This window comes from Roseburia sp. AM23-20, assembly GCF_003470905.1.
Classification (GTDB): domain Bacteria; phylum Bacillota; class Clostridia; order Lachnospirales; family Lachnospiraceae; genus Roseburia; species Roseburia rectibacter.
Window position 1 is genome coordinate 1 of record NZ_QRHS01000018.1, and the last position, 17,140, is coordinate 17,140.

A 17,140-nucleotide genomic window follows, 5' to 3' on the forward strand; every position below is an offset into this window, starting at 1 on the left:
AATTAACTCCGGCTTTGCGCAAGATGCCATTCACAAACCTACGACTCACCATTTGGACGGGCGATTTATTTCATAAACAAACCATCATTTGATGAGTATCTTCTATAATAGAAGAAACACAAAAAGTGAAAAAAGTACTTGCATTTCTGCAGATCATCGTGTATACTAAGCATTGCTGTGACATTGATAGCGTAGAAGCGTGAGGTTGCTGCCGATATGGCAGGTTTTCCGTGGAGCGAATGTCAAGTTAGGAAACTGGCGACAAGTCACTGTATACGAGTAACATCTACAAAGTAGAAACAACGTGCGGGCAGACCGGAAGGCTGTCAGAAGAACTTTAAGCATTCGATGGTGCAAAGAAGTTTCTTTTTATGGGTAAAAGCTCATGATACGCACGGGAATGTGTGCAGTCACCGCTTGTCGTACCAAAGCGAGTTTATCGCTTGCAAAAGTGCGAAAAGGAGGCGACTTTTTTTATGGCAAGTCAAGTAATGAGAATCACATTAAAAGCTTATGATCACGAATTAGTAGATTCATCAGCAAAAAAAATCATCGAGACTGTAAAGAAGAACGGATCACAGGTGAGCGGACCGGTACCTCTTCCTACTAAGAAGGAAGTAGTTACTATCTTAAGAGCTACTCACAAATATAAGGATTCCCGCGAGCAGTTCGAGCAGAGAACTCATAAAAGACTGATCGATATCGTAACACCAACTCAGAAAACAGTTGATGCTTTATCTCGTTTAGAGATGCCGGCTGGTGTATACATCGATATCAAAATGAAGAACAAATAATTCTTCAAACAAATTTGTTAATATCCTGAAGGGTTTTATATAGAAGCAAAGAATGTTCGGCATCAGCCTCCATTCTATGTGGTTTTCCACATCCACTTATATGGACTTTCTAGGATGAACGGTTCCGCTACCCCACATCGATGGGCATGAAGCGTTCCGCTGTAGAGTAAACAGGAGGTAAAAGAATGAAGAAAGCGATTTTAGCAACAAAAGTCGGAATGACTCAAATCTTCAACGCAGACGGCGTATTAGTGCCGGTTACTGTATTGGAAGCTGGTCCTTGCTCCGTAACACAGATCAAAACTGTAGAGAACGACGGATACAGCGCAGTTCAGGTTGCATTTGCAGACAAGAAAGAAAAAGTTGTCAGCAAAGATGCAAATGGTAAGAAAGAAATCAGAAACAGACATGGCGTAAACAAAGCTCAGATGGGACACTTTGCAAAAGCTGGTGTATCCGGAAAGAGATATGTCAGAGAGTTCAAATTTGAGAACGCAGACGAGTACAAACTTGGAGATGTTATCAAAGCTGATATTTTTGCAGAGGGCGACAAGATCGACGCTACTGCAATTTCCAAAGGTAAAGGTTTCCAGGGCGCTATCAAGAGATTAGGACAGCATAGAGGTCCTATGGCTCATGGTTCTAAATTCCATCGTCATCAGGGTTCTAACGGTGCATGTTCTTCACCGAGCCGTGTATTCAAAGGAAAAGGAATGCCTGGACATATGGGAAGCGTAAAAGTTACAACACAGAATCTTGAAGTTGTAAGAGTTGACGCTGAGAACAACCTGCTCTTAGTTAAAGGTGCTGTACCAGGCGCTAAGAAATGCATGGTAACAATCAAAGAAACTGTAAAAGCAGGTAAATAGTGCTTAGATAGGAAAGGAGGAAACAACAATGGCTAACGTAGCTGTTTATAATATGGAAGGCAAAGAAGTAGGAAGCCTGGAGTTAAACGATGCTGTTTTCGGAGTAGAAGTTAACGAGCATCTTGTACACATGGCAGTACTTCAGCAGCTTGCAAATAACCGTCAGGGAACTCAGAAAGCAAAAACACGTTCTGAAGTTCGCGGTGGTGGTAGAAAACCATGGAGACAGAAAGGAACCGGTCATGCAAGACAGGGTTCAACAAGAGCTCCACAGTGGACTCATGGTGGAGTTGTATTTGCTCCGGTACCAAGAGACTACTCTTTCAAATTAAACAAAAAAGAGAAGAGAGCAGCATTAAAATCTGCACTCACATCCAGAGTAAATGAGAGCAAGTTCATCGTTGTTGATGAGTTAAAACTTGACTCCATTAAGACAAAGAACTTCGTTCAGGTTCTGAACAACTTAAAAGTTGAGAAAGCATTAGTTGTATTAAACGATATGGATGCAAACGTGATCAAATCTGCAAGCAACGTTCCGACTGTTAAAACTGCTCAGACAAACGAGTTAAACGTATTTGATGTATTAAAATATGATACAGTTGTTGTAACAAAAGACGCTGTTAAGACTATCGAGGAGGTGTATGCATAATGGCAAACGTACAGTATTATGATGTAATCCTCAAACCGGTTATTACCGAGAAATCCATGGCAGCTATGGCTGAGAAGAAATATACTTTCTTAGTTCATCCGGAAGCAAATAAGACCATGATCAAAGAAGCAGTTGAGAAAATGTTCGAGGGCACAAAAGTTGCCAGCGTTAACACCATGAACATGGATGGAAAGAACAAAAGACGTGGCATGGTTTATGGAAAAACTGCTAAGACAAAGAAAGCTATCGTTCAGTTAACAGAAGACAGCAAAGATATCGAGATCTTTGCTGGACTGTAAGATAAATTTTAGATAGCAAACTAAGCGCAGCGATGCGCGATAACAAACATCGAAAGGAGAACAACAATGGGAATTAAGACATATAACCCATATACACCTTCCAGAAGAAATATGACTGGCTCTGATTTCTCCGAGATCACAAAAACAACTCCGGAAAAATCACTGGTAACTTCTTTAAAGAAGAACGCTGGTCGTAACAATCAGGGTAAAATCACTGTAAGACACCATGGCGGTGGAAACAGAAGAAAATACAGAGTTATCGATTTCAAGAGAAACGGTAAAGACGGAATCCCGGCTAAAGTAGTCGGAATCGAGTACGATCCGAACAGAACAGCTAACATCGCTTTGATCTGCTACGCAGATGGCGAGAAAGCATATATCCTTGCTCCGGCTGGTTTAACAGACGGCATGACAGTTATGAGCGGTGCAACTGCAGAAGTTCGTGTTGGTAACTGCTTACCACTTGAGAATATCCCGGTTGGTACCCAGGTACACAACATCGAGTTATATCCGGGTAAGGGCGGACAGTTAGTTCGTTCCGCTGGTATGAGCGCTCAGTTAATGGCTAAAGAAGGAAAATATGCAACACTTCGTCTTCCTTCAGGCGAAATGCGTATGGTACCTTTAAAATGCCGTGCAACAATCGGTGTTATCGGAAACGGTGATCACAACTTAGTTAACATCGGTAAAGCAGGACGTAAACGTCACATGGGTGTTCGCCCGACAGTTCGTGGTTCTGTTATGAACCCGAATGACCATCCACACGGAGGTGGTGAAGGACGTGCTCCGATCGGACGTCCGGGTCCATGTACTCCTTGGGGTAAACCTGCTCTTGGTCTTAAGACTAGAAAGAAGAATAAAGCTTCTAACAAGTTAATCGTAAGACGTAGAGATGGTAAAGCCTTAAAATAATAAGCTGGGGCTTATTATTTTAAGGCTTGGAAGAAGCAGAAAGCGCTTCTTCCGGTTCGTGGCAATGACTAATAAAAACAGATATGTTTTTTGAAATTGCAACGGTGACTGGATGAGGAGCAGAAACTGTTTCTTCCGGTCTTTGAAAAAATAATAAAAAATTAGAAAACCGGGAGAAGTTTTGCTTGCTTCTTCCGGTAATCTCTGATATAATAAACAAGATGTTCGGAGTCCGAGGAAACACACGGCAGTGTGTAAAGGGGACTGACAAAATAGGAGGTAAATTATGGCTCGTTCATTAAAAAAAGGACCATTCGCTGATGCCAGCCTGCTGAAAAAAGTAGACGCTATGAATGCATCTGGTGACAAATCTGTTATTAAGACATGGTCACGTCGTTCTACAATCTTCCCTCAGTTCGTTGGTCATACCATCGCTGTTCATGACGGAAGAAAACATGTACCTGTATATGTAACAGAAGATATGGTTGGACATAAACTTGGTGAGTTCGTTGCAACAAGAACTTACAGAGGACATGGAAAAGACGAAAAGAAATCAGGCGTTAGATAAGATATTTGAAAGGAGGTTTCATCCATGGCTAAGGGACATAGAAGTCAGATTAAAAGAGAAAGAAATGAAGTAAAAGATACCAGACCTTCCGCTAAGTTATCTTACGCAAGAGTGTCTGTTCAGAAAGCTTGTTTCGTATTAGATGCAATCCGTGGAAAGGATGTTCAGACAGCATTAGCTATCGTAACATACAATCCGAGATATGCTTCAAGCTTAGTAAAGAAATTATTAGAGTCAGCAATCGCAAACGCTGAAAACAACAATGGAATGAAAGCAGAAAACCTTTATGTTGCAGAGTGCTACGCAAATAAAGGACCGACAATGAAGAGAATCAGACCGAGAGCACAGGGTAGAGCTTACAGAATCGAAAAGAGAATGAGCCACATCACAATCGTGCTTGACGAGAAATAAGGAGGTCAAATATGGGACAGAAAGTTAATCCACATGGCTTAAGAGTCGGCGTTATCAAAGACTGGGACTCTAAATGGTATGCGGAAGCAGATTTTGCAGATTTCTTAGTAGAAGATTACAATATCAGAACATATCTGAAAAAGAAATTATATGCAGCAGGTGTTTCTAAGATCGAGATCGAGAGAGCATCTGACCGTGTGAAAGTTATCATCTACACAGCTAAACCGGGTGTAGTAATCGGAAAAGGCGGAGCTGAGATCGAGAAGATCAAAGGCGAAGTTCAGAAATTCACAGATAAGAAATTAGTTGTTGATATCAAAGAAGTTAAAAGACCGGATCGTGATGCTCAGTTAGTAGCTGAGAACATTGCATTACAGTTAGAAAACCGTGTTTCTTTCCGTAGAGCAATGAAATCCTGCATGGGAAGAACCATGAAATCAGGAGCAAAGGGAATCAAAACATCCTGTTCCGGACGTCTTGGCGGTGCTGATATGGCTCGTACAGAGTTCTACTCTGAGGGAACTATTCCGCTTCAGACATTAAGAGCTGATATTGATTATGGATTCGCTGAAGCAGATACAACCTACGGTAAAGTTGGTGTTAAGGTTTGGATCTACAAAGGCGAGGTACTTCCTACAAGAGCTAATAAGGAAGGAGGAGTACAGTAATGTTAATGCCAAAAAGAGTAAAACATCGTAAACAGTTCCGTGGCTCTATGAGCGGAAAGGCTACAAGAGGTAATACGATCACTTATGGTGAGTATGGTATTATTTCAACTGAGCCATGCTGGATCAAAGCAAACCAGATCGAGGCAGCCCGTGTTGCGATGACAAGATATATCAAACGTGGTGGTAAAGTTTGGATCAAAATTTTCCCAGAGAAACCAATTACTCATAAACCTATGGGTGTTCGTATGGGTAAAGGAAAGGGTGCTCCAGAGTACTGGGTAGCCGTTGTGAAACCAGGTCGTGTATTATTTGAAATCTCCGGTGTTCCGGAAGACGTTGCGAAAGAAGCGTTACGTCTTGCTACACACAAATTACCTTGCAAATGTAAAGTAGTTTCACGTGCAGATTTAGAAGGCGGTGTATCAAATGAAAACTAGTAAATATTTAGAAGAATTAAAAGGCCAGTCTGTAACAGACTTAAATGCGCAGTTAGTAGAAGCTAAAAAAGAACTTTTCAATTTGAGATTCCAGAACGCAACGAATCAGCTGGACAACACAAGCAGAATCAAAGAAGTAAGAAAGAATATTGCAAGAATTCAGACAATCATTACTGAGAAAGAAAAAGTTGCGCAGTAGGATTCCAGAAAGGAGATTAATCGGTCGTGGAAGAAAGAAATCTTAGAAAAACACGTGTTGGTATTGTTGTAAGCGACAAGATGGATAAAACAATCACTGTTGCAATCCAGGATAACGTAAGACATCCTCTTTACAACAAGATCGTTAAGAAAACATACAAATTAAAAGCTCATGACGAGAATAACGAATGTAAGATCGGTGATAAAGTAAAAGTTATGGAGACAAGACCATTATCGAAAGATAAGAGATGGAGACTTGTAGAAATCATGGAAAGAGCAAAATAATTAAAGGAGGCTACAAGCATGGTACAACAGGAAAGTAGACTTAAGGTAGCCGATAACACAGGAGCAAGAGAGTTACTCGTTATTCGTGTTATGGGTGGATCTACTAGAAGATATGCGAATATTGGTGATGTAGTAGTTGCTACGGTCAAAGAGGCAACACCAGGCGGTGTTGTTAAAAAAGGTGATGTCGTAAAAGCTGTAGTTGTTCGTTCAGTAAAAGGTGCACGTCGTAAAGACGGTTCTTATATCAAATTTGATGAAAACGCAGCAGTTATTATTAAAGATGACAAAACTCCAAGAGGAACACGTATTTTTGGACCAGTAGCAAGAGAGCTTCGTGAGAAACAGTTCATGAAAATTGTTTCCTTAGCTCCGGAAGTATTGTAGGAGGACCAGGATATGGCAACCATGAAAATTAAAAAAGGCGATATGGTCAAAGTGATCGCTGGTAAAGATAAAGACAAAGAAGGCAAAGTTATTGCTGTAAATACAAAGAACAATACCGTTCTGGTAGAGGGTATCAACATGGTGACAAAACATGCAAAACCAAGCATGGCTAATCAGCAGGGTGGTATCATCCATCAGGAGGGACCTGTTGACATTTCAAACGTTATGTATCTTCACAAAGGAACAGCTACCCGCGTAGGTTTCAAGATGGATGGAGATAAAAAAGTACGTTTCGCAAAGAAAACAGGCGAAGTGATCGATTAATTGAAGAGAGGAGGCAAAACAGTTGAGCAGACTTAAAGAACAGTACCAGAATGAGATCGTAGATGCTATGATCAAAAAATTTGGATATAAAAATATCATGGAAGTGCCGAAGCTCGATAAGATCGTTGTAAACATGGGCGTTGGCGAAGCAAAAGAGAACGCAAAATTATTAGAGGCTGCAATCAAAGACATGGAGACTATCACAGGTCAGAAAGCAGTTCCTACAAAAGCTAAAAACGCAATTGCAAACTTCAAGATCAGAGAAGGAATGGCAATCGGATGTAAAACAACACTGCGTGGCGAGAAAATGTACGAGTTTATGGATCGTTTAATTAACCTTGCATTACCACGTGTACGTGACTTCAGAGGTGTTAACCCGAATGCATTTGACGGTCGTGGAAACTATGCCCTTGGTATCAAAGAGCAGTTAATCTTCCCGGAAATCGAGTATGATAAAGTTGATAAAGTTCGTGGTATGGATATCATTTTCGTTACCACTGCAAAAACAGACGAAGAAGCTCGTGAGTTATTGACATTGTTCAATATGCCGTTCGCCAAATAATAGGAGGGAATTTTAATGGCTAAAACATCTATGAAAGTAAAACAGCAGCGTAAACCAAAGTTCTCTACCAGAGCTTACACACGTTGCAAAATTTGTGGACGTCCACATTCTGTTTTAAGAAAATACGGAATCTGCAGAGTATGTTTCCGTGAATTAGCATACAAAGGCCAGATACCAGGCGTTAAGAAAGCAAGCTGGTAATCAGACGGCTGTGTCCGGCATGTACGGCACAGTAACTTAATAAAGGAGGAAATATACATCATGACAACAAGTGATCCAATCGCAGATATGCTTACAAGAATCCGTAACGCAAACACTGCTAAACATGATACAGTTGATGTTCCGGCATCTAAAATGAAAATCGCAATCGCAGATATTCTTGTAGATGAAGGATATATCGAAAAATATGATATCGTTGAAGATGGTAACTTCAAAACAATCCGCATCACATTAAAATATGGTGCAGATAAGAATGAAAAGATCATCACAGGACTTAAGAGAATCTCTAAACCAGGTCTTCGTGTATACGCAGGCAAGGATGAGCTTCCTAGAGTACTTGGCGGTTTAGGTATCGCAATCCTTTCTACCAACCAGGGTATCGTAACTGATAAAGAGGCTAGAAAGCTTCAGGTTGGTGGCGAAGTATTAGCATTCGTATGGTAAATTTTGCCCGCCATTGGACGGACAAAATTGAAAGAACCTTCGGTTCTTTCGGTATATTTTAAGCCTTTCATACAATGTTATTTAAAACTTTCATTTCTTCCGGGTTATTGCAACCTGGGAGAGAAGGTTCTTAAAGAATCAGGTAACTACGGCGTAAGCCGCAATTATACATTCACGATGGCAGGTCATGCGATCTGTTGTCACAAAAAAATTTAGGAGGTACGGGCATGTCACGTATAGGAAGAATGCCAATCGCAGTTCCGGCTGGTGTTACAGTGGATATTGCAGAAAATAATCATGTGACTGTAAAAGGTCCTAAGGGAACTCTGGAAAGAACCCTTCCATCTGAGATGGACATCAAATTAGAGGGTGACGAGATCATCGTTACAAGACCTAACGATTTGAAGAAAATGAAATCCTTACACGGATTAACAAGAACACTGATCAACAACATGGTTGTTGGTGTTACCAATGGATATACCAAGGAACTCGAGGTTAACGGTGTTGGTTACAGAGCTTCTAAAGCTGGTAAAGTGCTCACACTGAACTTAGGATATTCTCATCCGGTTGAGATGGAAGATCCGGAAGGACTTGAGTCCAAAGTTGATGGAAATAAAATCATTGTATCTGGTATCGATAAAGAAAAAGTTGGCCAATACGCAGCTGAAATCAGAGATAAGAGAAGACCTGAGCCTTACAAAGGAAAAGGTATCAAATATGCTGATGAAGTTATTAGACGTAAAGTTGGTAAGACTGGTAAGAAATAATTAAAGGAGTGACGAAAAATGGTTAGTAAGAAATCAAGAACAGCAGTTCGCGAAAACAAACATAGAAGAATGCGTCATCATCTTGCAGGTACAGCGATGAGACCACGTCTGGCTGTTTTCAGAAGTAATAATCATATGTACGCTCAGATTATTGACGATACAGTTGGAAATACACTTGTTTCTGCATCTACACTTGATAAGGATGTAAAAGCAGAGTTAGAGAAGACCAATAACGTCGAAGCAGCAGCTAAGCTTGGTACTGTTATTGCAAAGAAAGCTTTAGACAAGGGTATTTCAACGGTTGTCTTTGATAGAGGCGGCTTTATATATGCAGGTAAAGTAAAGGCATTAGCCGAAGCAGCAAGAGAAGCTGGTTTAGACTTTTAATAGGAGGAAACGCAAAACATGAAACGTGAAATCATTGATGCTAGTCAATTAGAATTAAACGAAAAAGTGGTATCAATTAAACGTGTAACAAAAGTTGTTAAAGGTGGACGTAACTTCCGTTTTACAGCTTTAGTTGTTGTCGGCGACGGCAATGGCCATGTTGGTGCTGGCTTAGGAAAAGCATCCGAGATTCCGGAAGCAATCCGTAAAGGAAAAGAAGATGCTATGAAGAAACTCATCACTGTAAAATTAGATGAGGTTGGCAGTGTTACACATGATGTTACCGGAAAACATACAGGTGCATCTGTATTATTAAAGAAATCTCCAGAAGGTACTGGTATCATCGCCGGTGGTCCTGCTCGTAACGTATGTGAGCTGGCTGGTATTAAAAATATCCGTACAAAATCTCTGGGATCTAACAACAAGCAGAATGTTGTTCTTGCAACAATCAATGCTTTAAGTCAGTTAAAATCCCCGGAAGAAGTTGCAAAACTTCGTGGAAAATCAGTTGAAGAGATTGTAGGTTAAGGAGGAGTTTTAAGATGGCAGATAAGAAATTAAAAGTAACACTTGTAAAATCTACAATCGGTGCTGTTCCGAAGAACAAAAAAACAATCGAAGCACTTGGACTGAATAAGTTATATAAAACTGTTGAGCTGCCAGATAACGCAGCAACAGCAGGTGCACTTCGTAAAGTAGCACCTTATGTAAAGGTAGAAGAGATCTAATAATAAGATAAGGAGGTGTCAGTAATGGACTTATCCAATTTACAGGCAGCAGCAGGTTCTGCACATAGCGATAATTTCAGAAGAGGACGTGGACACGGTTCAGGAAACGGTAAGACTGCTGGTAAGGGACACAAGGGACAGAAAGCTCGTTCCGGAGCTCCGAGACCAGGTTTTGAAGGTGGTCAGATGCCGTTATACAGAAGATTGCCAAAGAGAGGTTTCAAATGCAGAAACTCTAAGACAATCATCGGAATCAACCTTTCCGCTCTTGAGGCATTTGAGAACGATTCCGTTGTTTCAGTAGAGACATTAATCGAGGCTGGTATCGTTAAAAATCCTAGAGATGGAGTTAAGATTCTGGGTAATGGCGAACTTACTAAGAAACTCACCGTTCAGGCAAATGCATTCAGCGCAGCTGCAAAAGAAAAAATTGAGGCTCTTGGTGGAAAAGCAGAGGTGATCTAATGCTGGAAACACTCCGTAATGCATTCAAGATTAAAGATATTCGAAACAGAATTATTTTTACATTTCTCATGTTAGTTGTAATCAGGATCGGAAGCCAGCTTCCGATTCCTGGTGTTAACAATGAACTGTTTTCAAACTGGTTTGCAAGTCAGACCGCAGATGGAATGGGATTTTTTGATGCAATTACCGGTGGATCATTCTATAACATGTCAATCTTTGCATTGAACATTACACCGTATATTACTTCATCCATTATTATGCAGCTTCTCACTATCGCAATTCCAAAACTGGAAGAGATGCAGCGCGACGGAGAAGAAGGACGTAAAAAGATTGCAGAGATTACCAGATATCTTACAGTAGCTCTTGCTTTAATTGAAGCGATCGCAATGGCAATCAGCTTTAAGAGAGGTCAGATGTTACAGAGTGATGGTATTCTTACAATTATTATGATTATTTTCACATTAACTGCAGGATCAGCAGTATTAATGTGGATTGGTGAGCGTATTACAGAAAAAGGTGTTGGAAATGGTATTTCTATCGTACTTACCATTAACATCATCTCCCGTATTCCAAATGATATGGGTACACTGTATCAGCAGTTCATCACAGGAAAATCCATACCTAAGGGAATTCTTGCGGCAGTAATCATTATTGCAATCATTGTTGCAATGGTCGTATTTGTCGTATTCTTACAGGGCGGCGAGAGAAGAATCCCGGTTCAGTATTCCAAAAAGATTCAGGGAAGAAAACAGGTTGGCGGTCAGTCAACATATATCCCGTTAAAGGTTAATACCGGCGGTGTTATCCCGGTTATCTTTGCACAGTCTTTGTTGCAGACACCGGTTATCATTGCAAGTCTTCTTGGAAAAGGAAACGGAACCGGTATCGGAAGTAAGATTTTAAAAGGAATGTCCCAGTCAAACTGGTGCAATCCGAATGAGCCGGTTTATTCCATCGGATTGGTGGTATACATCGTACTTATCATTGCTTTCGCTTACTTCTATACTTCAATTACATTCAATCCCTTAGAGATTGCTAATAATATGAAGAAAGCCGGCGGGTTTATTCCGGGTATCAGACCTGGTAAACCAACCAGTGATTATCTGAACCGGATGTTAAATTACATTGTATTTATAGGAGCAGTAGCACTTGCATTTATCGCATTCGTTCCGATCTTCTTCAACGGAGTATTCGGTGCCGATGTATCATTTGGTGGAACATCTATCATAATTATTGTAGGTGTTGTCATTGAGACATTAAAACAGATCGAATCACAGATGCGTGTTCGTTACTATAAAGGATTTTTAAATGATTAATCTGACGGCGTAAGTCAGATTTGCAAAGGAGCAACGCTGGGCTTTTAAAGTTCAGCGTTACTTTCCTATATAAGCAATATTTGTATGATGAAGGTATTTTGGACAATGGAGGTATTAGTGTGAAAAATAAGATTTTTCACACGCAAGATTAGTGCTTACGCACAAATCTTGAGATGCGTAAAAAGCAACGCAGGAAGGAAGAATTTTATGAAGATTATCATGTTAGGAGCTCCGGGAGCAGGAAAAGGAACACAGGCGAAGCAGATTGCAGATAAATATCGTATCCCGCATATCTCAACCGGTGATATTTTCCGTGCAAACATCAAGAATGGAACCGAGCTTGGAAAGAAAGCAAAACAGTATATGGATCAGGGTTTATTAGTGCCGGATGAGTTAACCTGCGATCTTGTTATGGACAGAATCGGACAGGATGACTGTGAGAATGGATTTATACTTGATGGTTTTCCAAGAACTATTCCGCAGGCAGAAGCACTTACAGCTGCACTTGAGAAGATCAATGAAAAAATGGATTATGCAATCGATGTGGATGTACCGGATGAAAACATCGTAAATCGTATGAGCGGAAGACGCGCATGCTTAAACTGTGGTGCTACATACCACATTGTTTCCATTCCAACAAAGGTAGAGGGAATCTGTGACAGATGCGGACAGCCGGTTGTCTTAAGAGATGATGATAAACCGGAGACTGTTCAGAAAAGACTTACAGTATATCATGAGCAGACCCAGCCATTGATCGATTATTACAAGAAACAGAGTATCTTAAAAACAGTTGACGGTACGCAGCCGATGGAAAAGGTATTTGCAGATATCGTTGCGATTTTAGGCGAGTAGAGGAACCGGAGTAATGGCTGTAACAATAAAATCTTCCCAGGAAATAGAACTGATGCGCCAGGCAGGAAAGATTCTTGCAAAGGTGCATGAGGGATTAAAAAAAGAATTAAAACCCGGAATGTCGACATTTGATATTGACAGGATCGGGGAGGAAATGATTCGGAGTTTTGGATGCGAACCATCTTTTAAGAATTATCAGGGATATCCGGCATCCGTCTGTGTCTCCATCAATGAAGAAGTTGTACACGGGATTCCGCGCAAAGACAGAATCATTGAAGAGGGAGATATTGTAAGTCTTGATACCGGTGTGATCTATAAAGGGTATCAGTCAGATGCCGCAAGGACACATGGTGTTGGCGAGATCACTGAGGATGCAAGACTTCTGATCGAACGTACCAGACAGAGCTTTTTTGAAGGAATGAAATATGCAGTGGCAGGAAATCATCTGCATGATATTTCAGGTGCGATCGGTGATTATGCCGAGAGTTTTGGTTATGGTGTGGTACGTGATTTATGTGGACATGGAATCGGTACACATATGCATGAGGACCCGGAGATCCCGAATTACCGCAAATTCCGCAGGGGCATTAAGCTGAAAGCAGGAATGACATTAGCGGTGGAACCCATGATAAATCTGGGAACAGAGAGAGTCGTATGGATGGATGATGACTGGACCGTAGTGACAGAGGATATGGATCTTTCGGCTCATTATGAAAATACCATACTGATCCGGGAGGGAAAACCGGAAATATTATCACTTACGGATTCTGAAATCGCCGAAGGAATCTGGAGTAATGATCCAATTCTGTAAAGCATAGAGAAAAGAACCGGAGGATATTTCAGAAATGGAATTTGCAAAATCCAAGTCGGGACACGACAGAAATCAGATTTATCTTATAAAAGAAAAAGATGAAAAATCTGTATATCTGGTAAACGGAACGACCCGTACCCTGGATATGCCAAAGAAAAAAAATGCAAAGCATATTCAGATTATCAAAAATTTACCGATAGAAGTTACGGAGATTCTGGATGAAAATTTATCAGATCTTACAGTAAAAAGAGCAATCAAACAGTACTGCCGTATAAATGAAGGCAGACAGGAATCATAAAATAGGAGGATTTATTCAATGTCAAAAGCAGACGTAATTGAAGTAGAAGGAACCGTTGTTGAGAAACTCCCGAACGCATTTTTTAAAGTGGAGTTAGAGAATGGACATCAGATTTTAGCAACCATCAGCGGAAAACTTCGCATGAACTTTATTCGTATTTTACCGGGTGATAAAGTTACCATCGAGATGTCTCCATATGACCTGACTAAGGGAAGAATCATCTGGAGAGACAAATAAGATTTTATTACAGATCTTATACAAAATAATAGTTGACTTCTAAACAGTGTCCGTGCTATAATGTTAGACGGACACTTTTGGATAGTGCCTTTTTGTGCGTGCATATTTCAGTGCAACAACACAAAAAAGAGCCTTGTTAAGAAAGGAGGATTTGCTGTGAAGGTAAGATCATCAGTTAAACCTATTTGCGAAAAATGCAAAGTCATCAAGAGAAAAGGAAGCATCAGAATTATCTGTGAGAATCCGAAACACAAACAGAGACAGGGTTGATTTAGTTCTTGTCATATTTGTGCCAATGGGGTAATATGCGCATTTTAATGAGCAGGAACCCGCCAAATTATGTGCGGCTGCAGTGGAACGCCTGGTAGGGTTGTTCACACTGTTATCATAATCAGACAGCCGGGATAGCTGCTTTTTTATGTCTACATACCGAGGACATAAAGGGACATATCCAAATAAGAAGAAAGACGGAGGGGACACACATTTCAGACCGCTGACAACGGAGCTGTCTCAGACGATTTTCCGAAATAAAGTCACAACGTCAGGTGATTTGAAAAATGAAACAATATAACAGGTGCAGAATGCATCGGATGAATTAATGGAGGTTAAAAAGCACATGGCTCGTATTGCAGGTGTAGATTTACCAAGAGAAAAACGCATCGAGATCGGTTTGACATACATCTACGGAATTGGTAGAACAAGCTCTAGCCGTATCCTTGCAGCAGCAAACGTAAATCCTGATACTCGTGTCAGAGATTTAACAGACGATGAAGTAAAGAGAATCAGCGCAGTAATCGATGAGACTCAGTTAGTAGAAGGTGATTTAAGAAGAGAGATCGCTTTCAATATCAAGAGACTTCAGGAGATCGGATGCTATCGTGGAATCCGTCACAGAAAAGGTCTTCCGGTTCGTGGACAGAAGACAAAGACAAACGCAAGAACCCGTAAAGGTCCAAAGCGTACCGTTGCTAACAAGAAAAAATAATTCTGGCAACAGAAGTAATTCGTATCAGTCGATATTTTATATTTTAGAGAAAGTAGGTTAGTTTAGATATGGCTAAAGTTACAAAAAAAGTGACAAAAAAGCGTGTAAAGAAAAACGTTGAACGCGGACAGGCACATATTCAGTCATCTTTTAACAATACAATCGTAACTATCACAGATGCTGAAGGTAATGCTTTATCATGGGCAAGTGCCGGTGGTCTTGGATTTAGAGGTTCAAAGAAATCTACTCCGTATGCTGCACAGATGGCAGCTGAGACAGCTACAAAGGCTGCTTTAATCCACGGATTAAAGACTGTAGATGTTATGGTTAAAGGACCGGGTTCAGGAAGAGAAGCAGCGATCCGTGCACTTTCTGCATGTGGTCTTGAGGTTACCAGCATCAAAGACGTAACTCCAGTACCTCACAATGGATGTCGTCCACCAAAACGCAGAAGAGTTTAATTAGGAGGGAAAGACGAAGATGGCAGTAAATAAAGTTCCTGTTCTGAAAAGATGTAGATCACTTGGTTTAGAGCCAAGTTACCTTGGATATGATAAAAAATCCAACAGAGAGTTAAAGAGAGCAAATAAGAAAGTTTCCGAGTACGGACTTCAGTTAAGAGAAAAACAGAAAGCAAAATTCATCTATGGTGTTCTGGAAAAACCTTTCCACAACTACTATGTGAAAGCTGATCAGATGAAGGGCATGACTGGTACAAACTTAATGACCATGTTAGAGTCCAGATTAGATAACGTTGTATTCCGTATGGGATTCGCAAGAACAAGAAAAGAAGCAAGACAGATCGTTGACCACAAATTTATCTTAGTAAATGGTAAACAGGTTAACATTCCTTCTTACTTAGTAAAAGCTGGCGATGTTATCGAGATCAAAGAGAAAAACAAAGGTCTTCAGAGAATGAAAGACATCGTTGAAGTTACCGGCGGAAGATTAGTTCCGGAGTGGTTAGATGTTGACGCTGAGAAATTACAGGGAACTGTAAAAGAATTACCTTCCAGAGAGCAGATCGACGTTCCTGTTGATGAGATGCTTATCGTCGAGTTATATTCTAAGTAATAGTTAAGCAAATTACCCGAGAAGGAGGGACTTTGTAGTGTTCGATTTTCAAAAACCAAAAATTGAAATCGCAGAAATTTCAGAAGACAAGAAGTACGGAAAGTTTGTTGTAGAACCTTTGGAAAGAGGCTATGGTACGACACTTGGTAATTCTTTAAGAAGAATCATGCTTTCTTCTTTACCGGGTGCTGCTGTAAGCCAGGTTAAGATCGACGGTGTTTTACATGAATTCAGTTCCATTCCTGGTGTTAAGGAAGATGTAACTGAGATTATTATGAATATCAAAAATCTTGCCATCAGAAATAACAGCTCTACAAATGAACCTAAAGTTGCTTACATTGAATTCGAGGGCGAAGGTGTAGTCACAGCAGCAGATATCCAGGTTGATTCTGATATTCAGATTTTAAATCCGGATCTGGTAATTGCCAATTTAAATGGCGGACCTGACTGCAAGCTTTACATGGAGCTTACCATTACAAACGGCAGAGGCTATGTAAGTGCAGACAAGAATAAGACAGAGGATATTCCGATCGGCGTTATTGCCATCGACTCTATCTATACACCGGTAGAAAGAGTAAATCTTTTGATTGAAAATACCCGTGTTGGTCAGATTACAGACTATGATAAGCTTACTTTGGACGTTTATACAAACGGTACCTTAGAGCCAGATGAGGCTGTCAGCTTAGCTGCTAAGGTTTTAAGCGAGCATTTAAGTCTTTTCATCGATCTTTCCGAAGCTGCTCAGCAGGCTGATGTCATGATCGAGAAAGAGGACAATGCAAAAGAGAAAGTTCTTGAGATGAATATCGATGAACTTGAGCTTTCCGTTCGTTCTTATAACTGTTTGAAGAGAGCCGGCATTAACACAGTCGAAGAACTGACAAACAGAACACCGGAAGATATGATGAAGGTTCGTAACTTAGGACGTAAATCATTAGAGGAAGTTCTTGCTAAATTAAAAGAGTTAGGACTTCAGTTAAACCAGGGTGAAGAATAAAGCGAGGCGTAAGCCGAGCGCTTTCTTCTGAACTGCTAATGTTCAGAAGATACCTTTCACAGGGTGCGCTACTTATGGAACTGCTAATGTTCCATAAGTTCCTTGTGATTGTCACGCGCTTTCTTCTGAACTGCTAATGTTCAGAAGATACCTTTTTCACCAATACAGGCAGAAACAGTAAGTCCATATGGCATGGA

General features: G+C 40.5%; 31 protein-coding genes. All 31 read left to right on the forward strand.

Annotated features, from left to right (window positions below; translation table 11 throughout):
* The first annotated feature begins 476 nt into the window (after positions 1 to 476).
* The 31 genes from rpsJ (at position 477) to DW650_RS13430 (ending at position 16,943) form a co-directional block, all read left to right on the forward strand.
* A complete protein-coding gene (gene rpsJ / locus DW650_RS13280) occupies positions 477 to 794 on the forward strand; it encodes a 30S ribosomal protein S10 (RefSeq protein WP_015560093.1) in 318 nt (105 codons plus the stop codon).
* A 185-nt stretch (positions 795 to 979) separates the two neighbouring features.
* Complete coding sequence (rplC, locus tag DW650_RS13285; protein ID WP_117920735.1) at positions 980 to 1,663, forward strand: 50S ribosomal protein L3; 684 nt, start codon at positions 980 to 982, stop codon at positions 1,661 to 1,663.
* A gap of 28 nt (positions 1,664 to 1,691) precedes the next feature.
* The gene (rplD, locus tag DW650_RS13290) at positions 1,692 to 2,312 is read left to right on the forward strand and encodes a 50S ribosomal protein L4 (protein ID WP_118210185.1); all 621 of its coding nucleotides are present in this window, start codon (positions 1,692 to 1,694) and stop codon (positions 2,310 to 2,312) included.
* Positions 2,312 to 2,611, forward strand: coding sequence for a 50S ribosomal protein L23 (gene rplW / locus DW650_RS13295; protein WP_006857866.1), 300 nt, complete (start codon positions 2,312 to 2,314; stop codon positions 2,609 to 2,611). Before rplD ends, rplW begins: the two co-directional genes overlap by 1 nt.
* A 66-nt stretch (positions 2,612 to 2,677) precedes the next feature.
* Positions 2,678 to 3,523: a 50S ribosomal protein L2 gene (rplB, locus tag DW650_RS13300; protein ID WP_117920737.1), complete on the forward strand. Its 846-nt coding sequence runs from the start codon at positions 2,678 to 2,680 to the stop codon at positions 3,521 to 3,523.
* A gap of 286 nt (positions 3,524 to 3,809) precedes the next feature.
* Positions 3,810 to 4,091, forward strand: coding sequence for a 30S ribosomal protein S19 (gene rpsS, locus DW650_RS13305; protein ID WP_006857865.1), 282 nt, complete (start codon positions 3,810 to 3,812; stop codon positions 4,089 to 4,091).
* Positions 4,092 to 4,115: 24 nt separating this feature from the next.
* A complete protein-coding gene (rplV, locus tag DW650_RS13310) occupies positions 4,116 to 4,502 on the forward strand; it encodes a 50S ribosomal protein L22 (protein ID WP_006857864.1) in 387 nt (128 codons plus the stop codon).
* A gap of 11 nt (positions 4,503 to 4,513) precedes the next feature.
* On the forward strand, positions 4,514 to 5,170 hold the full coding sequence (rpsC, locus tag DW650_RS13315) for a 30S ribosomal protein S3 (protein WP_015560094.1): 657 nt from the start codon (positions 4,514 to 4,516) through the stop codon (positions 5,168 to 5,170).
* Complete coding sequence (gene rplP, locus DW650_RS13320; RefSeq protein WP_006857862.1) at positions 5,170 to 5,607, forward strand: 50S ribosomal protein L16; 438 nt, start codon at positions 5,170 to 5,172, stop codon at positions 5,605 to 5,607. The genes rpsC and rplP overlap by 1 nt, the downstream gene beginning before the upstream one ends.
* Complete coding sequence (rpmC, locus tag DW650_RS13325; protein WP_006857861.1) at positions 5,597 to 5,806, forward strand: 50S ribosomal protein L29; 210 nt, start codon at positions 5,597 to 5,599, stop codon at positions 5,804 to 5,806. Before rplP ends, rpmC begins: the two co-directional genes overlap by 11 nt.
* 26 nt (positions 5,807 to 5,832) lie before the next feature.
* The gene (gene rpsQ / locus DW650_RS13330; RefSeq protein WP_006857860.1) at positions 5,833 to 6,090 is read left to right on the forward strand and encodes a 30S ribosomal protein S17; all 258 of its coding nucleotides are present in this window, start codon (positions 5,833 to 5,835) and stop codon (positions 6,088 to 6,090) included.
* An 18-nt stretch (positions 6,091 to 6,108) separates the two neighbouring features.
* Complete coding sequence (gene rplN / locus DW650_RS13335; protein ID WP_006857859.1) at positions 6,109 to 6,477, forward strand: 50S ribosomal protein L14; 369 nt, start codon at positions 6,109 to 6,111, stop codon at positions 6,475 to 6,477.
* A 12-nt stretch (positions 6,478 to 6,489) separates the two neighbouring features.
* Positions 6,490 to 6,801 carry a 50S ribosomal protein L24 gene (rplX, locus tag DW650_RS13340; RefSeq protein WP_006857858.1) on the forward strand — a complete coding sequence of 104 codons (312 nt, stop codon included), beginning with the start codon at positions 6,490 to 6,492 and terminating at the stop codon, positions 6,799 to 6,801.
* 22 nt (positions 6,802 to 6,823) lie between these two features.
* Entirely contained in the window at positions 6,824 to 7,363 is a 540-nt protein-coding gene (gene rplE / locus DW650_RS13345; protein WP_006857857.1) for a 50S ribosomal protein L5, read from the forward strand.
* A gap of 15 nt (positions 7,364 to 7,378) precedes the next feature.
* Entirely contained in the window at positions 7,379 to 7,564 is a 186-nt protein-coding gene (locus tag DW650_RS13350; protein WP_006857856.1) for a type Z 30S ribosomal protein S14, read from the forward strand.
* A gap of 60 nt (positions 7,565 to 7,624) precedes the next feature.
* Positions 7,625 to 8,026: a 30S ribosomal protein S8 gene (gene rpsH / locus DW650_RS13355; protein ID WP_117920738.1), complete on the forward strand. Its 402-nt coding sequence runs from the start codon at positions 7,625 to 7,627 to the stop codon at positions 8,024 to 8,026.
* 227 nt (positions 8,027 to 8,253) lie between these two features.
* Positions 8,254 to 8,793 (forward strand): 50S ribosomal protein L6, encoded by a 540-nt coding sequence (gene rplF, locus DW650_RS13360; RefSeq protein WP_044999228.1) that lies wholly within the window; start codon positions 8,254 to 8,256, stop codon positions 8,791 to 8,793.
* A gap of 18 nt (positions 8,794 to 8,811) precedes the next feature.
* Positions 8,812 to 9,180: a 50S ribosomal protein L18 gene (rplR, locus tag DW650_RS13365; RefSeq protein ID WP_006857854.1), complete on the forward strand. Its 369-nt coding sequence runs from the start codon at positions 8,812 to 8,814 to the stop codon at positions 9,178 to 9,180.
* An 18-nt stretch (positions 9,181 to 9,198) separates the two neighbouring features.
* Positions 9,199 to 9,708 (forward strand): 30S ribosomal protein S5, encoded by a 510-nt coding sequence (rpsE, locus tag DW650_RS13370; RefSeq protein WP_006857853.1) that lies wholly within the window; start codon positions 9,199 to 9,201, stop codon positions 9,706 to 9,708.
* Between the two features lie 14 nt (positions 9,709 to 9,722).
* Positions 9,723 to 9,908 (forward strand): 50S ribosomal protein L30, encoded by a 186-nt coding sequence (gene rpmD / locus DW650_RS13375; RefSeq protein ID WP_006857852.1) that lies wholly within the window; start codon positions 9,723 to 9,725, stop codon positions 9,906 to 9,908.
* A 24-nt stretch (positions 9,909 to 9,932) separates the two neighbouring features.
* Positions 9,933 to 10,373, forward strand: coding sequence for a 50S ribosomal protein L15 (rplO, locus tag DW650_RS13380; RefSeq protein ID WP_006857851.1), 441 nt, complete (start codon positions 9,933 to 9,935; stop codon positions 10,371 to 10,373).
* Positions 10,373 to 11,689, forward strand: coding sequence for a preprotein translocase subunit SecY (gene secY, locus DW650_RS13385; protein ID WP_117920739.1), 1,317 nt, complete (start codon positions 10,373 to 10,375; stop codon positions 11,687 to 11,689). Before rplO ends, secY begins: the two co-directional genes overlap by 1 nt.
* A 207-nt stretch (positions 11,690 to 11,896) precedes the next feature.
* Positions 11,897 to 12,541 carry an adenylate kinase gene (locus DW650_RS13390; RefSeq protein WP_117920740.1) on the forward strand — a complete coding sequence of 215 codons (645 nt, stop codon included), beginning with the start codon at positions 11,897 to 11,899 and terminating at the stop codon, positions 12,539 to 12,541.
* A gap of 13 nt (positions 12,542 to 12,554) precedes the next feature.
* The gene (map, locus tag DW650_RS13395; protein WP_118210186.1) at positions 12,555 to 13,352 is read left to right on the forward strand and encodes a type I methionyl aminopeptidase; all 798 of its coding nucleotides are present in this window, start codon (positions 12,555 to 12,557) and stop codon (positions 13,350 to 13,352) included.
* A gap of 34 nt (positions 13,353 to 13,386) precedes the next feature.
* Positions 13,387 to 13,650 (forward strand): KOW domain-containing RNA-binding protein, encoded by a 264-nt coding sequence (locus tag DW650_RS13400; RefSeq protein ID WP_118210187.1) that lies wholly within the window; start codon positions 13,387 to 13,389, stop codon positions 13,648 to 13,650.
* Positions 13,651 to 13,668: 18 nt separating this feature from the next.
* Positions 13,669 to 13,887, forward strand: coding sequence for a translation initiation factor IF-1 (gene infA, locus DW650_RS13405; RefSeq protein WP_006857846.1), 219 nt, complete (start codon positions 13,669 to 13,671; stop codon positions 13,885 to 13,887).
* Positions 13,888 to 14,043: 156 nt separating this feature from the next.
* Complete coding sequence (gene rpmJ / locus DW650_RS13410; protein ID WP_003022746.1) at positions 14,044 to 14,157, forward strand: 50S ribosomal protein L36; 114 nt, start codon at positions 14,044 to 14,046, stop codon at positions 14,155 to 14,157.
* 346 nt (positions 14,158 to 14,503) lie between these two features.
* A complete protein-coding gene (gene rpsM / locus DW650_RS13415) occupies positions 14,504 to 14,872 on the forward strand; it encodes a 30S ribosomal protein S13 (RefSeq protein ID WP_015560096.1) in 369 nt (122 codons plus the stop codon).
* A gap of 68 nt (positions 14,873 to 14,940) precedes the next feature.
* Positions 14,941 to 15,333, forward strand: coding sequence for a 30S ribosomal protein S11 (gene rpsK, locus DW650_RS13420; protein ID WP_006857845.1), 393 nt, complete (start codon positions 14,941 to 14,943; stop codon positions 15,331 to 15,333).
* A gap of 19 nt (positions 15,334 to 15,352) precedes the next feature.
* Positions 15,353 to 15,946, forward strand: coding sequence for a 30S ribosomal protein S4 (gene rpsD / locus DW650_RS13425; protein ID WP_117920743.1), 594 nt, complete (start codon positions 15,353 to 15,355; stop codon positions 15,944 to 15,946).
* Between the two features lie 37 nt (positions 15,947 to 15,983).
* Positions 15,984 to 16,943, forward strand: coding sequence for a DNA-directed RNA polymerase subunit alpha (locus DW650_RS13430; protein WP_006857843.1), 960 nt, complete (start codon positions 15,984 to 15,986; stop codon positions 16,941 to 16,943).
* The last annotated feature ends 197 nt before the right edge of the window (positions 16,944 to 17,140 follow it).

Coding starts and splice junctions, on each gene's coding strand:
- rpsK (WP_006857845.1), top strand. CDS start 14,941: ATGGCTAAAGTTACAAAAAAAGTGACAAAAAAGCGTGTAAAGAAAAAC.
- rplP (WP_006857862.1), top strand. CDS start 5,170: ATGTTAATGCCAAAAAGAGTAAAACATCGTAAACAGTTCCGTGGCTCT.
- rplC (WP_117920735.1), top strand. CDS start 980: ATGAAGAAAGCGATTTTAGCAACAAAAGTCGGAATGACTCAAATCTTC.
- rpsM (WP_015560096.1), top strand. CDS start 14,504: ATGGCTCGTATTGCAGGTGTAGATTTACCAAGAGAAAAACGCATCGAG.
- infA (WP_006857846.1), top strand. CDS start 13,669: ATGTCAAAAGCAGACGTAATTGAAGTAGAAGGAACCGTTGTTGAGAAA.
- rplF (WP_044999228.1), top strand. CDS start 8,254: ATGTCACGTATAGGAAGAATGCCAATCGCAGTTCCGGCTGGTGTTACA.
- rplX (WP_006857858.1), top strand. CDS start 6,490: ATGGCAACCATGAAAATTAAAAAAGGCGATATGGTCAAAGTGATCGCT.
- rpsJ (WP_015560093.1), top strand. CDS start 477: ATGGCAAGTCAAGTAATGAGAATCACATTAAAAGCTTATGATCACGAA.
- rpsC (WP_015560094.1), top strand. CDS start 4,514: ATGGGACAGAAAGTTAATCCACATGGCTTAAGAGTCGGCGTTATCAAA.
- rpsD (WP_117920743.1), top strand. CDS start 15,353: ATGGCAGTAAATAAAGTTCCTGTTCTGAAAAGATGTAGATCACTTGGT.
- rpsE (WP_006857853.1), top strand. CDS start 9,199: ATGAAACGTGAAATCATTGATGCTAGTCAATTAGAATTAAACGAAAAA.
- rplO (WP_006857851.1), top strand. CDS start 9,933: ATGGACTTATCCAATTTACAGGCAGCAGCAGGTTCTGCACATAGCGAT.
- secY (WP_117920739.1), top strand. CDS start 10,373: ATGCTGGAAACACTCCGTAATGCATTCAAGATTAAAGATATTCGAAAC.
- rplD (WP_118210185.1), top strand. CDS start 1,692: ATGGCTAACGTAGCTGTTTATAATATGGAAGGCAAAGAAGTAGGAAGC.
- rplB (WP_117920737.1), top strand. CDS start 2,678: ATGGGAATTAAGACATATAACCCATATACACCTTCCAGAAGAAATATG.
- DW650_RS13400 (WP_118210187.1), top strand. CDS start 13,387: ATGGAATTTGCAAAATCCAAGTCGGGACACGACAGAAATCAGATTTAT.
- map (WP_118210186.1), top strand. CDS start 12,555: ATGGCTGTAACAATAAAATCTTCCCAGGAAATAGAACTGATGCGCCAG.
- rplW (WP_006857866.1), top strand. CDS start 2,312: ATGGCAAACGTACAGTATTATGATGTAATCCTCAAACCGGTTATTACC.
- DW650_RS13350 (WP_006857856.1), top strand. CDS start 7,379: ATGGCTAAAACATCTATGAAAGTAAAACAGCAGCGTAAACCAAAGTTC.
- rpsH (WP_117920738.1), top strand. CDS start 7,625: ATGACAACAAGTGATCCAATCGCAGATATGCTTACAAGAATCCGTAAC.
- rplN (WP_006857859.1), top strand. CDS start 6,109: ATGGTACAACAGGAAAGTAGACTTAAGGTAGCCGATAACACAGGAGCA.
- rpmC (WP_006857861.1), top strand. CDS start 5,597: ATGAAAACTAGTAAATATTTAGAAGAATTAAAAGGCCAGTCTGTAACA.
- rpsS (WP_006857865.1), top strand. CDS start 3,810: ATGGCTCGTTCATTAAAAAAAGGACCATTCGCTGATGCCAGCCTGCTG.
- rplV (WP_006857864.1), top strand. CDS start 4,116: ATGGCTAAGGGACATAGAAGTCAGATTAAAAGAGAAAGAAATGAAGTA.
- rplR (WP_006857854.1), top strand. CDS start 8,812: ATGGTTAGTAAGAAATCAAGAACAGCAGTTCGCGAAAACAAACATAGA.
- DW650_RS13390 (WP_117920740.1), top strand. CDS start 11,897: ATGAAGATTATCATGTTAGGAGCTCCGGGAGCAGGAAAAGGAACACAG.
- rpmD (WP_006857852.1), top strand. CDS start 9,723: ATGGCAGATAAGAAATTAAAAGTAACACTTGTAAAATCTACAATCGGT.